At 47.2% G+C, this 13405-nt stretch carries 11 protein-coding genes; all 11 read left to right on the top strand.

Going from position 1 to position 13405, the window contains the following annotated elements:
* The first annotated feature begins 4 nt into the window (after positions 1–4).
* The 11 genes from WBJ53_RS21440 (at position 5) to WBJ53_RS21390 (ending at position 13359) form a co-directional block, all read left to right on the top strand.
* Positions 5–1216: a glycosyltransferase gene (locus WBJ53_RS21440; RefSeq protein WP_338869931.1), complete on the top strand. Its 1212-nt coding sequence runs from the start codon at positions 5–7 to the stop codon at positions 1214–1216.
* 171 nt (positions 1217–1387) lie between these two features.
* Positions 1388–2185 (top strand): TolC family protein, encoded by a 798-nt coding sequence (locus WBJ53_RS21435; RefSeq protein WP_338869929.1) that lies wholly within the window; start codon positions 1388–1390, stop codon positions 2183–2185.
* Positions 2186–2189: 4 nt separating this feature from the next.
* Entirely contained in the window at positions 2190–4430 is a 2241-nt protein-coding gene (locus tag WBJ53_RS21430; RefSeq protein WP_338869927.1) for a hypothetical protein, read from the top strand.
* Positions 4427–5863: an MOP flippase family protein gene (locus tag WBJ53_RS21425; protein ID WP_338869925.1), complete on the top strand. Its 1437-nt coding sequence runs from the start codon at positions 4427–4429 to the stop codon at positions 5861–5863. The genes WBJ53_RS21430 and WBJ53_RS21425 overlap by 4 nt, the downstream gene beginning before the upstream one ends.
* A gap of 11 nt (positions 5864–5874) precedes the next feature.
* On the top strand, positions 5875–6831 hold the full coding sequence (locus WBJ53_RS21420) for a hypothetical protein (RefSeq protein ID WP_338869923.1): 957 nt from the start codon (positions 5875–5877) through the stop codon (positions 6829–6831).
* A 142-nt stretch (positions 6832–6973) separates the two neighbouring features.
* A complete protein-coding gene (locus WBJ53_RS21415; RefSeq protein ID WP_338869921.1) occupies positions 6974–7846 on the top strand; it encodes an alpha-1,2-fucosyltransferase in 873 nt (290 codons plus the stop codon).
* A 35-nt stretch (positions 7847–7881) separates the two neighbouring features.
* On the top strand, positions 7882–9009 hold the full coding sequence (locus WBJ53_RS21410; protein ID WP_338869919.1) for a glycosyltransferase family 1 protein: 1128 nt from the start codon (positions 7882–7884) through the stop codon (positions 9007–9009).
* Positions 9006–10085, top strand: coding sequence for an acyltransferase (locus WBJ53_RS21405; RefSeq protein WP_338869917.1), 1080 nt, complete (start codon positions 9006–9008; stop codon positions 10083–10085). Before WBJ53_RS21410 ends, WBJ53_RS21405 begins: the two co-directional genes overlap by 4 nt.
* Before the next feature lie 25 nt (positions 10086–10110).
* Entirely contained in the window at positions 10111–10971 is an 861-nt protein-coding gene (locus WBJ53_RS21400; protein WP_338869915.1) for a glycosyltransferase family 2 protein, read from the top strand.
* Between the two features lie 21 nt (positions 10972–10992).
* Positions 10993–12492: a gliding motility-associated C-terminal domain-containing protein gene (locus WBJ53_RS21395; RefSeq protein ID WP_338869913.1), complete on the top strand. Its 1500-nt coding sequence runs from the start codon at positions 10993–10995 to the stop codon at positions 12490–12492.
* A 45-nt stretch (positions 12493–12537) separates the two neighbouring features.
* Complete coding sequence (locus WBJ53_RS21390; RefSeq protein WP_338869911.1) at positions 12538–13359, top strand: glycosyltransferase; 822 nt, start codon at positions 12538–12540, stop codon at positions 13357–13359.
* Positions 13360–13405: the final 46 nt, after the last annotated feature.

Below are 13405 nucleotides of genomic sequence, written 5' to 3'. Positions count from 1 at the left end.
TCTTATGAAGCAATTTGATAGCATTATCTGCATTGCGCAGACTCCCTGGAAAGGCGATTTTCAGAAAGCTGTCGTACAGCTTATGACGGAGCTATCGGCCCGGCATCGGATATTATTTGTCGACTACCTCTATACGATGAAAGATCTGACGCAGGGAGTAATTGGGCGGCACGATATTCCGGTTCGGGAAATCATGCACTTCAATAACCCATTGACCAAAATAGAAACAGAATATGGTGGCGACCTGTATGTTTGGACACCACCGGTGATGTTTCCATTAAACTGGTTGTCGGCCCGGCCACATGATCAGTTGCTTCATTGGAATACCGATCGGCTAGTCAGTGGAATTCGCGGTGTTATGCAGCGACTCAAAATGCGTAGGCCATTAATAATCAATGCATTCAATCCAGTAGTTGGACTGCCGTTGCTGGGCAAGCTAAATGAATGCGCCACCATCTATTATTGCTTCGACGAAATTACAACGGCTGGGCCCTGGATGAGCCGACACGGAAAACGCTATGAAGATGCCTATCTGAAGCGTGTTGATGCAGTAGTGACGACCTCCGAAACGCTTCGGCAGGATAAATCGGCAATGCAACCACAAACATTCTGTGTTAAAAATGGGGCAAACTTCGATCTGTTTAATATAACCCGGCAACTAGCACAGAAAAACCCGCCCCAAAAACCTGTTGTTGGGTATCTGGGATCGGCCGATAATCGAATCAACATTGACCTGATGGCGTATTGCGTGCAGACTATGCCAGATGTTGAGTTTCAGTTTATTGGCGAGGTTCACGAGCCTGCCTTACCCAATCGGTTAAAAAACTATCCTAATGTAACCTTTATACCTCCGCGTCAACCGGCAGAACTTCCACCACTACTGGCAAAATTGAGTGCTGGCATTATTCCATTTGTTTGTAATAAACATACCTATACCATTTACCCCTTGAAAATTAACGAATACCTGGCCGCTGGGTTACCCGTTGTATCAACTCCTTTTTCAATTCTGGACGATTTTGGGGGAATCATCGAGATAGCCGATACACCTGAGGCTTTTGCGCTGGCCCTTCGCCGGGCACTGGCCGATACTGACCCGCAACGAGTTCAGCAACGGGTCGATACGGCACAGGCCAATTCGTGGACCCAACGGGCGATTGAATTTGAAGCCGTCATTCAGCAGGTTCCGAAAGCCTGGCGTCAGGAACAGCCCGTATGAGCAGGGTTTTCCTATAAGCCCGTTACACTCAGATTTCAGATCAGACCATTAAATCAGTTATCGCTAACTGTAGAGGAAAATACGGCCAATTTACATTAGTAAACAAATTGATAAATCTATAAATATGTTATAGATTTATACTGTTAATAAAACAACATGAATCAATATATAATGAACCGACTTTCTTGTTTTAAGTACTCGTTGGTACTGGGGCTTGCAGGGTTGATCGTTGGAGTAAATTGTGTTTTTGGGCAGGCTACTACACCGGCATCGTCGCTGACTACGCCGGCCGGAAGTACGCAGCTCGACAGTATGACATTTGATTTTAATCGGGATATTTCGGTGCAGTTGATTTCGTTTGAAGAGATATACAAAATTGCCCTCGCTTATTCGCCTGCGGTCAAATTTGAAGGGGCAGTGTCAAATTCGCAACAGGCAGCCTTGCAACTGGCTAAATTACAGATTCTTCAGAATGCGGCCGGATACGTAAACTATTCAACTGGTAATCAGGCTATTTTGTCGACCGGAACTAATGTTAACGATCAGTTAGGGCAAATTTCGAATGGGTATCGGCTGGGTGTGAATGTAACCATCAGTATTCATGATCTGTTTGGGCGTCCGCAACAAATCCGACTGGCACGGGCCAACTACGAAGCAACCGTTGAGCGCCGACACATTGCCGAAATTCAGCTTAAACGGGAGTTGTTTAACCTCTATCAGGATCTGATACTGGCTCAGCGAATATTGCAGGTACGGCTTCGTGATGATCAGGCTTCGCTGGCTGCGTTCCGAATTGCCGAAGTTGAACTTCAGAAAGGTAAAATTACGCCCGAAACTCATGCTTTTAATAGTAACCGATATGCCGAAACCCGGTCGACTGTAGAACAGGCGAAAACCGGGTTTATCAAGAGCCTTTATGCGCTTGAGCTGGCTGTGGGTGTTCCTATCCATCAACTGAAACGCAACTAGCCTTATGACATTGAAGGGAATTGGCCGGCTTCTGAAGCAGCATCTCATTTGGTTTATTCTGTTTCCGGCGTTGGGAGCGGGGGCGGTTTATTATTTTATGCGGAATGAAGCCAAGGTCTACAAAACCAATGCAACCTTGTATACGGGATTTACCTCGGGTTATTCACTACGCTCGGCGCAGGAGGGCTTCCAGACCGACTATTCGGGGGTTAGCAATGCCTTCGATAATATTTTGACAACGCTAAACTCAAATCAGACTCTTTTCAACGTTGGCGTTAAGTTGTTGAGTCATCATCTGCTGTTAGCCAAACCAGCAGAACAGGAACTGTCGGCGGCTAGTTTTCAGTCGTTGCAGAAAGCCGTTCCGTCGGCTTTTCGCCAGTCGTTGATTCGTGAAGGTGATCCTGCCTATACGGTTGCGCGGGTCGATAGCCTGGCCAGAAGCCAGACCGATAACCCGATCAGAACGCTGATTCAGAAATCTGATTCGTATTACTCGCCAGACTATATCAGCAAAAAACTCAAAACCGTTCGGAAGGGCTCCAGTGATATGCTCGATCTGGAATACGAAGCGCCCGATCCGGCAGTAGCGCAACAGACGCTGAATCTGGCCATTGCCGAGTTGAACGAACGATATACGGCTCTGAAGCGGGGCGAAACAAATCCGGTGGTAACGTATTATGAAACGAAAACCAAGGAAGCTAAAAAACTGCTCGACGATGCTGAGGCTAAACTCCGGGCATTCAATGTACAGCACAATGTGCTCAATTTTGAAGATGAACTCAAAACCCGGTCGGCCACGCGCGAAGCACTGGTGACCGAATATAATGATGAAGTTATGCGCAACCAGGCCGCAAAGGCTGCCATGGCTGCGCTGAATCAGCGGATGAGTGGGGGCGGAAATCTGCTGAAAATCAACACGGCACTTACGGATAAGCAGGCCGAACTGACCGATGCTGAAGCACAACTGATTAATGCCCGAACCAACGGTCAGCCACAATCGGTGCTGGATCGCTATCAGGCAAAAATCGATAAAGCGTCGGAAGAGCTGAAAGTAATTGCCCAGACCTATTTTGCAGCCGATAATACGGCCGAATCGGTTCCTAAACAGCGGCTCATTAATGAATGGCTGGCTAAAGTGCTCGAATACGAAGAGTCGGGGGCTCGTATGGCCGTAGTGAAAAAAAGACTGGACGACTACCAGAAAGAGTCGACCTCCTTCACACCACTTGAATCGGAGCAGCGGCAGCTTACCCGCGACATGGAAGTTGCCGAAAAAGAGTATCTGGGTCTGGTGCAATCGCTGAATCTGGCCAATACGCATCGGCAGGATATTACGATTGATGGATCGCTATCGGTGCTCGATCCGCCCGTATTTCCGTTTTCGCCCCAGCCTGCCAAACGCTTACTGTTTATGGCTGTTGGGGCAGGTGCAGGCCTGGTAATTGCGTTGCTGTTGGCTGCCATTCGGTTATGGACCGACAAGCGGATCAATTCGCTCGATCAGGCTGAGCAGCGTATTGGAAGCGCTGTTTCGGCGGTTTTTCCGACAGTTAAAAAATTCGCTGTCAAGTCGAAAGCCAGTCGTGCGGCAGTTAGTATGTTCGAGCAGTTGGGCAATGCCATTAATATCGAGATCGAGCATCGGAAAAAAGCGGCACAGCCACCTCTGGTTGTTTTATTCAGTATGCGGGCCAGACAGGGCAAAACCTGGTTTGCGCATGGGCTGGCCCGGCTCTATGCCGAATCGGGCGAGCAAGTGGCTTACTGCTATCCCAAACTGTCGGAAAATGACCAGAAGTTTGAGCAGGAGGGTATTTATTTTTTGCCCTACGAACTGCACCCAAACTTCATGAACGTGCACGAACCCGAAGACCTGCTGGCGGGCGACGATACCTTGTCGACTACCCAGTTCGATAAAATCATTCTGGAACTACCGGCACTGGTTGGAAGTCCTATTCCCCTTCATCTCGTTCATCGGAGTGCGGTGTCGCTTATGGTGCTAACGGTTCATACCATTTGGGGCCGACGCGATAAGCAACTGTTTAATCTCTATACAAAAGCAGCAAAACACACGGTGCTGATTGCGCTCAATAAAGTTGAAGATGGCGATACCGATGCACCAACAGTGGGCGATATTCAGCAGGGAGTGGTTCGTACAAAACGGTATTCTGAACCAAATGAAGTGATACCTGGAGCCTCGACATCGTCTAATGAAAAAGCACTTGCCCGACAGTCCCGATGAGTCATAAACAACAGGCAATTAGTGGCGGTAAATGGATGAGTACGTCCACGGTCATTTCTACGATTTTTCAGTTCGGGCAGGTCGCCATTCTGGCCCGGTTGCTGGAACCATCGGTATTTGGGATTGTGAGTGTCAGTACACTGCTGATTGCCTTCTTTTCTATTTTCGCCAATCTGGGCTTTTCAAATTCCATTATTTATAAACAGGAAGAAGATCGCCAGGTGTTATCAACGATTTATCTGCTCAATCTGGGATTAGGCTTATTTATTGGTATTGTCGTCTTTTTCTCATGGCCGCTGGTTGCTGCTTATTATAAAGAGCCCCGGCTCGAAAATGTGATCAAGCTATCGTCGCTGTATTTCATCATCGTGTATGTCGGGCAGATCTATCTGTTTCTGCTTCAGAAAGAACTTCGCTTCAAGGCCGTAGCGAGCATCGACATTACGGGTACCATTGTAGGTACCAGTGTTACGCTGTTGCTTGCCTACAACGGTTTTGCCGAACTGTCGCTGATTTTTGGTCAGCTTGCTCAGCAAACGGCCAAGTCGGTATTGCAGATGGTTTTTGGCGCCCAATTATTTACGCCCATGCTGAAATTTGACCTCAGCCTTATTAAAGACCATCTGCGGTTTGGTCTCTACAACGTAGGGGATGGTATTGTCGGTTTTATTCAGGCCAACTACGATAACATTCTGGTGGGCGGTTTGCTCGGTGTAAAACCACTGGGTTACTATGCGCTGGCCTCGCAACTGGCAGTGTTTCCGATTACCCGGCTGAGCCCAATTATTTTGCAGGTGGCTTATCCTATTCTGGCTAAGTTCAAGGGCGATACTAACGAACTCAGGAAGTCGTATCTGGCCATTCTGGATCTGATGAGTTATGTAAATCTGCCGCTGCTGGCTGGTTTGTTCGTGACAGCCGATAGCGTAGTGCCTTTATTTTATGGCCCCGGCTGGGAACCAACCATTTTGCTGATCCGGATTTTTGTTTTCGTCAGTATGTTTTCTGCCCTAAGCAACCCGCTGTTTACGCTGGCTTTTTCGAAAGGAAAGCCAAAGCTGCTGTTCTTGTTAAATGTAGCTACCCTGGCCGTTAAAATTCCACTTGTTTACTGGTTTGGCCACGAATGGGGCGTTGTTGGCATTGCCATGGCGTTTCTGACGGCTACGTTCATAAACCTGATTCTTAATTTCCGGATTGTTCACACATTGATAGGGGCGTTTTTGGGCGAGTTCTTCCAGAATTTCACAAAACCTTTTCTGTTCTGCCTGGCAATGGTGGGGGCTATTACGCTCTATAAATCGTATGCCGATTCAATTAATGTGATTAATACGTCGGTAGAGATTGCGATCGGGGCCTTGATTTACATTGGCCTGACGTTACGCTTCAAGTTGCCACTGGCTGAATTGAAAACGTTTGGTAAAGCAGTTTGATGTTTATGTGTATGCAACAACTGATCCTTAAATCGCTGTATGTGGTAGCCCGGCTACAGTATCCTGGACTTCGGAAGGATCTGCCCTATTTTGTGCGCGATAACTACTACTGTAAGCTGGTTCAGGGACGTTACCTGATGCAGGATTATGTGCTGAAAAAGCCGTATAAAGTCATTAGCTATCATGGCGAATTTGATCAGGAACTACGGTATGTAATTCCATTTGCCTATTGGCACTACCTGAACGGAACCTTACAGAAAACAATTGGCGCCCAAAATACCCGCGAGTTTTACTTCTTCAGTGCCAATCACGAAGAGCGCTTCGAAAAGCGGGTCTGGACCGAGTCATACGCGCATTACGATGTGCCCAATATGACACACAGCAATTCATACAGCTTTCGGAAATGGGCGCAGGTGCCGTATAAAGCGCACTATCGAAACGATGTTTTTGTGTATGATAAACCGCTGCTGGTCATTGCCAATAAATACAACATCGAGTGGGACCAGCCACCCATTAATTACCTGGATATCCCTACTCTCGATCGAATAATAAAAGCCTGCGGGGCTAATTATCAGATTGTTTATAACCGGCCGCTACCTACTCAAATTGTTCAGGATAATAGCGAAACCCTGCAACTGAACGAACACGCCTGGCTCCGTGAAACGCATCCTGAGGTGATTTTGATGGATGATCTCTATAAACAGTATCATCCATCGGTCGTCAACAATTACAACCATCTGCAATTGATGGTCTACGCCAACAGCGATCATTTTATATCGATGCACGGCGGAACGGCGGCTCTGGCCAGTTGCTTCGGTGGCACAAATATCATCCTGTCGAACCCAAACTGGGGGATGGAACATCATTTCAACGAATACGAAAATCTTTTCCCCCGATTATCGGGAGCCAAAATTCTTCATGCCCGCACACGCGAAGACATATTACCCTTTTTAGGAGATCATTTTTAGTTTTTGGTAATAATAAATACGTATATGTCCCTGATAGGGGGTGTAGATAACGACTTTAGGTTAATTTTTTTGGTAAAACGTTTGTTATATTAACCAATAATTTTGAATAAGTAATTGGTTGAAACTGAATGGTGATAGTGTTATGATTATTAGTAGAATAACTAGTGGTTTGGGAAACCAGCTTTTTCAGTATGCAACTGCCCGGCAGCTTGCCCTGAAAAACAATACTGGTTTGTATCTCGACCTGAGCTATTACCGATATCAGTACGAAACCGATACCCCAAGAAGTTTTAAGCTCGATCAGTTTTCGATACCCTACCGTGAATTGCAGGATTCGCTCTTTCAGTACCTCTCTAAAGCTACCAAACTGTTACCCAACCGTAGTTTACCCCCGCTTTGTCTGTTTCTGAAAGAAAAACACTTTCACTTCAACGAAAACGTGGTGCAGGCTCATGCCAGTTGTATCACGCTCGACGGATTCTGGCAGTCGGAGCGCTATTTCAAGGAGAGTGCCGATACCATCCGCCGGGAACTGACCCTAACGAAGACACCCAGTGCGGAGTTTAAGCGGTATGAAGAATTGATTCGGACAACCCCGACGCCCGTGTCGATTCATATTCGGCGGGGCGATTACGTGAATCATCCGGAGTTTAGCAAGACGTTTGGTTTTGTTGGAATCGACTATTACACCGAAGCCCTTAGGCAGTTAGCGGCTGCTGTTACTAATCCGTTGCTCTACGTTTTCAGCGACGATAAAGAATGGGTTCGGCAGCATTTGCCGCTACCCGACTCCGCCGTTTATGTCGAAAATACCGGCCTCAACAGCGATGTTGCCGATCTGGTGCTCATGAGCCAATGCCATCATCATATCATTGCCAACAGTTCGTTCAGCTGGTGGGGAGCCTGGCTCAATCCGAAGGCCGACAAGCTCGTGATTACGCCGAAACAATGGTATAAAAATCAACCAACCTGGAATACAAAAGATTTACTGCCACCTACCTGGCTGGCTATCTGACTTAGACCGACTCACTGAATCAACCGTTGCTTGCCATGACTAAATTATTTATCGATCATCAGAAATTCAGCACCCAGAAGTATGGCGGCATCAGCCGCTACTTCGCCAATATTATTCAGGGAATAAAGCACTCGTCTGATTTTACATATCAGTTGGGAGTAATGCATAGCAAAAATCATTACATCAAAAACGAGCCTTTACCCATAAAAGGGAAGCTAAGCGACCGGGTGCTAAATCGGAACGAACGGTATGATTATCGGCTGAATCAGCTATACTGCAAGCGCTTACTGGAAAAAAATGATTTCGATCTATTCCATCCTACCTACTACGACCCCTATTTTATTAAGTCGCTGAAAAAGCCTCTGGTCGTTACGATTCACGATATGACCTATGAGCGGTTGCCCGAGTATTTCTGGGCGCAGGACCCCCTCACGCAACAGAAACGGCTTAATGTTGAACGGGCCGATGCGATCATTGCCATTTCGAATACGACCCGAAACGACCTGCTTGGTTTTTTTGATGTCGATCCGGCTAAGGTGTCAGTCATTTATCATGGGATCGATATTGAAACCCCCTTAAGGCTTCAGTCTGTACCTAATCTGCCAGAGCAGTATGTTCTGTTTGTGGGCGACCGGAGCGGATACAAAAATTTCTACCTGTTTATGAATGCCATGCGTGAGGTTATGAATCGGTTTCCGGACCTGCATGTGATCTTGACGGGTGGAGGCAAACTGGAAGTGGCCGACCGGGAGTTTCTGCACCGGCTACAGTTGACGGAGCGGGTTCGGCATATCAATGCCACCGACGAGCAACTGAACTTTCTGTATCAGAATGCGCAGTTGTTTGTTTATCCCTCGCTCTACGAAGGCTTTGGCCTGCCAATTCTGGAAGCCTTCAAAGCCGGTTGCCCTATTTTGTTGAGCGATACGGAGTGTTTTCGGGAGGTTGCTACCGATGCGGCTGTATACTTCAATCCCACTTCAATCGACGATCTGATTTACAACCTGGAAACGCTGCTCACCGATTCGGCTCTGAAAGCCCGGCTTGTTGAGCGGGGTACCCGACGGCTGGCCGATTTTCCCCTTCAAAAATCCATCGACCAAACACTGGATGTGTATAGATCGGTGGCAAATCCTGTTGATCATAAACAGCTTGTGGTATGAGATTTCGTGCGGTTGATTCATTTCGGGGAATGGCGGCTGTGATGGTAATTTTGTTTCATCTACAGCATCTCGACCTATTGTCGGGAAGTTCGTTTGTTGCCAAAAGCGATATTTTCGTTGATTTCTTTTTTGTGTTATCAGGATTCGTGATGACACACAGTAACTATGCTAAAATCAACAACCTGTCGAGCATAAAGCCGTTTGTTGTTCGCCGATTCAAACGATTATATCCGCTGCATCTGTTCACGCTTTTTCTGCTATTGTTCTTCGAAACCTTTCGGTATGGCATTGATCGGTATGTTGTTCACTTATCGAATACCATTTTTGGCCCCGACCGAACCTTGCTGGCGTTTATCAGCAACCTAACGCTAACTCAGGCGCTGGATTTGTTCGATACAGTAACCTGGAACGGACCTAGCTGGAGCATTAGCGTTGAGTTTTATACTTATATTATCTGGGCTATCTGTCTGGTGTTATTCCGAAAGAACCTGCTCGTTATCTGTAGTATATGCTTTAGCCTGCTGGCCTGGTTCATTATCAGTCATCAGGGCAATATCATCTATACATACGACTATGGTATTGTGCGGTGTTTGTATAGTTTTCTGATCGGGATGCTCGCTTACCGGCTGAGCCAGCAACTATCTTTTGCCTATACGTATTGGCAGAGTACTGGAATCGAGATTCTGCTGTTCGGTTTAACAATCTATTTTGTTAGTCAATTTACGCATTCGGAGAGCTGGCTAATGCCCTTTCTGTTTGCGTTGGTCATTATTGTTTTCTCGCGCGAAGCTGGTGCTTTTTCGAAAGTGCTGGCCAGCAATCGACTTGAGTTTCTGGGCAAACTTTCGTATTCCTATTACCTCAACCATACGCTGGTATTATCGGTACTGGACCTGTTGCTGTTTAAGATTATTAAGGTACCGCACTCGTCGCTGGGCGAACTAGCCTATGTGTGTGGCTGCCTCCTGGGTACGCATCTGATGTCTGTCTTTACCTACCGATATATCGAATTGATACTGCAGTCACCATCGTCGGCCAAACCTCAGAAAGTAGCGACCCATATGGCAACTGCCTGATACGATCTCTAAACGAAATTCCTCTATGAACCTCTTTAAAGCGCCCGATTGGGTAAACCAGTTTACGTTTCCCTACGCATCGTTCGACGAAATTCCTCAATCAGTATTTGACACCATTAATCGTGACCTGCGTGTTTTTGATCAGTCTAAGCCCGAGGTAAGTATCGTAATACCAGCCTGGAACGAGGAGGTGAATGTGCTTCGGAGCATTGCATCGCTGGCTAAGCTAAAAACCGATATACCCTTTGAAATTCTGGTTGTCAACAACAATTCGACCGACCAGACCCAGAAGACCCTCGACAAACTGAACATTCGATCTGTGTTTCAGCCCATTCAGGGATGGGGGCCTGCCCGGCAAAAAGGGCTTGAGGAAGCAAAAGGTAAATACATACTAACTGCCGATGCCGATAGTTTGTATCCACCCGATTGGGTAAATGAAATGATGGCGGTGTTGCACCAGCCCGGTGTAGTGTGTGTGTATGGACGGTATTCGTTTATTCCATCGCCCGGCTTTTCGCGCTGGAAACTGACAATACTGGAGACCTTAAAAGATGGCATTGCCGAAGTGCGGCACATGAAACGGCCACACCTGAACGCTTATGGCATCAGTATTGGCTATCTGCGCGAACATGCCCTGAAAATTGGGTATGTGATGCACAAAATCAGGGGTGAAGATGGTCGGATGTGTTTCGACCTGATGAAATACGGTACAGTTAAACAGGTGAAAGCATCCAGAGCCCGCGCCTGGACCGGTACGCGAACACTCGAAAAAGATGGCAGCTTTTCGCGGACACTGTTTTTAAAAATAGCGCTGGAATTACGAAGGCTGAGCAGCATGTTTGTTGCCCAGCCACCGCATGATACGAAGACATCGGTAAACCCCTAAGCCTACTGTTTTGGGTAGCGTATGGTCGTGAATCATGTCGGACTATTATCGGGAAGGGCATTTTGCTGGTGGAGTCTGGCATGGCTTATGTCGCTGAATGCGGCCTGGGCACAGTGTAGTCCAGGGGCTATTATTTGTGAAACCTTTGGCGCTGGAACACGCGGAGCTCTACCTCAAGGGCAAACCAACTTTAGCTATAAACCAATTGCCTGTCCCGACGACGGCGAATATAACGTGATGGATACTATAGCGGCTAGTTGTCATGGCGATGCCTGGCATCATGTTCCTGAAGACCACACACCGAACGATGTTCGGGGCAATATGTTTGTTGTGAATGCATCGTATCAGCCCAGTGAGTTCTATAGCCAGAAAGCATCCGGCCTTTGCCCTGGGGTTACCTACGAGTTTTCGTTATGGGTACTGAACATTAATAAAGTGCTGGAGCCAGGGGCCTGCGATGGCTACAACCTGCGTAATCCGATTATTGCCATGCGGGTGGAGCAGACCGATGGCACACTCATTAAAGAAGTAGTGCAACCTGCCATACCGCGTACGACAGCCCCGGTTTGGGTTCAATTAACTATGCAGTTCGTAATTCAAACCAATACAAATGACATTGTTGTTAAGCTGATCAACAAAGGTTTAGGTGGCTGTGGTAACGATTTGGCCATCGACGATATTGGCTTTCGGCCCGTACATCCCGACCTGAGCATTCAATTTGTGGGAGCGCCCGTATCAGAAACAACCGTCTGCACTAATACGTCACTGCCACTAACGGTTGGTACGGCTACGGGATATCCTAACCCGGTTTATTTGTGGCAGCAAAGCCTGGATACTATAAACTGGACAACTGCTCCCGGTAGCGGACAGGCGACGTATACGATTAACCCGGTTCGTGCGGGCAAAACGTATTATCGGCTCCGAAATGCGCAGCCCATTAATGCCGATGCCATTGGGCGGTCGCAGTGCTCTACAGAGTCGAATGTGTTGATCGTCAATGGTCGGCCTGATGCTCCCTTCACGCTGGGCGACGATTTAGTGCTCTGCGAAGGTGCTTCGCAAACGGTGCAGGTGCCAGCAAACCTCCCGGCTGGCACTACCTATGTCTGGTCGAATCAAACGTCGACTCAGCAGTTGCGCATTGATACACCCGGAAGCTACTGGCTCGAAACGAATCTGAACGGTTGCCTCTATCGCGACACTATTGAGGTTGTTACGCAGAATTGCCGTCTAGAAGATGTTTTCGTACCGGATGCTTTTTCGCCAAACAACGACTCGATTAATGATGAGCTTGTTGTACTTCATCCCGGTAATTTTTCGCGCTATGCGTTTCGGGTATATGACCGTTGGGGAAGCCTGATTTTTGTGAGCCATCAGCCAGACATATACTGGAATGGAACGTACAAAAACCAGCCCTGTCTGGAAGGAATTTATGCCTGGACAATTGACTATACTGTTCTCGATACGCTGAATCAGGAACGGCACGTAACGCGCAGCGGGCGAGTGGTGCTGGTTCGATAGAAGAATGAAAAGACAAATCCGATAACTCCCTACCATAAGCAAACTATGCCGCAATCGTATTATTTCCCCGATGTTACCTTACTGATAACCCATTATAATCGAAGTCAGTCGTTACAAAACCTGCTCTCAACGTTTCGGGCACTGGCCTGCACGTTTGGGGATATTGTCGTATCGGATGATGGTAGTAAGGAAACGCACCTTCAGCATCTGAGAGAACTTCAGCCTGAATTTGATTTTCGCCTTATTACAACACCTGTCAATAAAGGCCTGGGCAATAACATCAACAAAGGCCAGGATGCTGTTCATACGCCATATACCTTATATGTGCAGGAGGATTTTGAGCCATCGGCCTTATTCCCCGATACCTTTGTCGATGCCTTAGCCCTGTTCAGAGAGCGTACCGAATTCGATATTATTCGCTTCTATTCCTATATCCCGTATCCTTACCTACGCCCTTATAATGAGTTATATTCGGAGATGGTTATTCCTCCGTTGGCCACCCGATATACGAAAGTGTATTACTATAGCGATCATCCACATCTCCGTCGTAGTTCATTTTCGGAGCGTTTTGGACGATATGTAGAAGGACTGGCACCCGACAAAACCGAGTATAGAATGTGCATATCGTTTATTCAGCATAAAGGCAGAGGGCTGTTTTATAACGATTATCAGCAATTGTTTACCCAGCGAAACACCCAGGAAGAACCTAGCACCTATACGCAGAAAAAACGAACAATCAGTAAAAATCAGTTGCTGGTTTTAGTGAGGCATCTCTATCGACAGGTTAAATACAACTATGATATTTATTTTCTGAAAGCCCGTTCGGCCGCCAGACCGAAAGTTCATGATCCTGTTCGGGTAAACTAACGAGATGGCAAAACCGCAAAAAGGAGGTGCTTTGTCGGGCTTGCTA

The sequence above is a fragment of the Spirosoma sp. SC4-14 genome, from assembly GCF_037201965.1.
Taxonomy (GTDB): Bacteria; Bacteroidota; Bacteroidia; order Cytophagales; family Spirosomataceae; genus Spirosoma.
The sequence above is the reverse complement of the archived record's forward strand: the minus strand, read 5'-3'. Positions and strand labels throughout refer to the sequence as shown.

Coding starts and splice junctions, on each gene's coding strand:
- WBJ53_RS21435 (WP_338869929.1), top strand. CDS start 1,388: ATGAACCGACTTTCTTGTTTTAAGTACTCGTTGGTACTGGGGCTTGCA.
- WBJ53_RS21405 (WP_338869917.1), top strand. CDS start 9,006: ATGAGATTTCGTGCGGTTGATTCATTTCGGGGAATGGCGGCTGTGATG.
- WBJ53_RS21395 (WP_338869913.1), top strand. CDS start 10,993: ATGGTCGTGAATCATGTCGGACTATTATCGGGAAGGGCATTTTGCTGG.
- WBJ53_RS21415 (WP_338869921.1), top strand. CDS start 6,974: ATGATTATTAGTAGAATAACTAGTGGTTTGGGAAACCAGCTTTTTCAG.
- WBJ53_RS21400 (WP_338869915.1), top strand. CDS start 10,111: ATGAACCTCTTTAAAGCGCCCGATTGGGTAAACCAGTTTACGTTTCCC.
- WBJ53_RS21390 (WP_338869911.1), top strand. CDS start 12,538: ATGCCGCAATCGTATTATTTCCCCGATGTTACCTTACTGATAACCCAT.
- WBJ53_RS21425 (WP_338869925.1), top strand. CDS start 4,427: ATGAGTCATAAACAACAGGCAATTAGTGGCGGTAAATGGATGAGTACG.
- WBJ53_RS21410 (WP_338869919.1), top strand. CDS start 7,882: ATGACTAAATTATTTATCGATCATCAGAAATTCAGCACCCAGAAGTAT.
- WBJ53_RS21420 (WP_338869923.1), top strand. CDS start 5,875: ATGCAACAACTGATCCTTAAATCGCTGTATGTGGTAGCCCGGCTACAG.
- WBJ53_RS21440 (WP_338869931.1), top strand. CDS start 5: ATGAAGCAATTTGATAGCATTATCTGCATTGCGCAGACTCCCTGGAAA.
- WBJ53_RS21430 (WP_338869927.1), top strand. CDS start 2,190: ATGACATTGAAGGGAATTGGCCGGCTTCTGAAGCAGCATCTCATTTGG.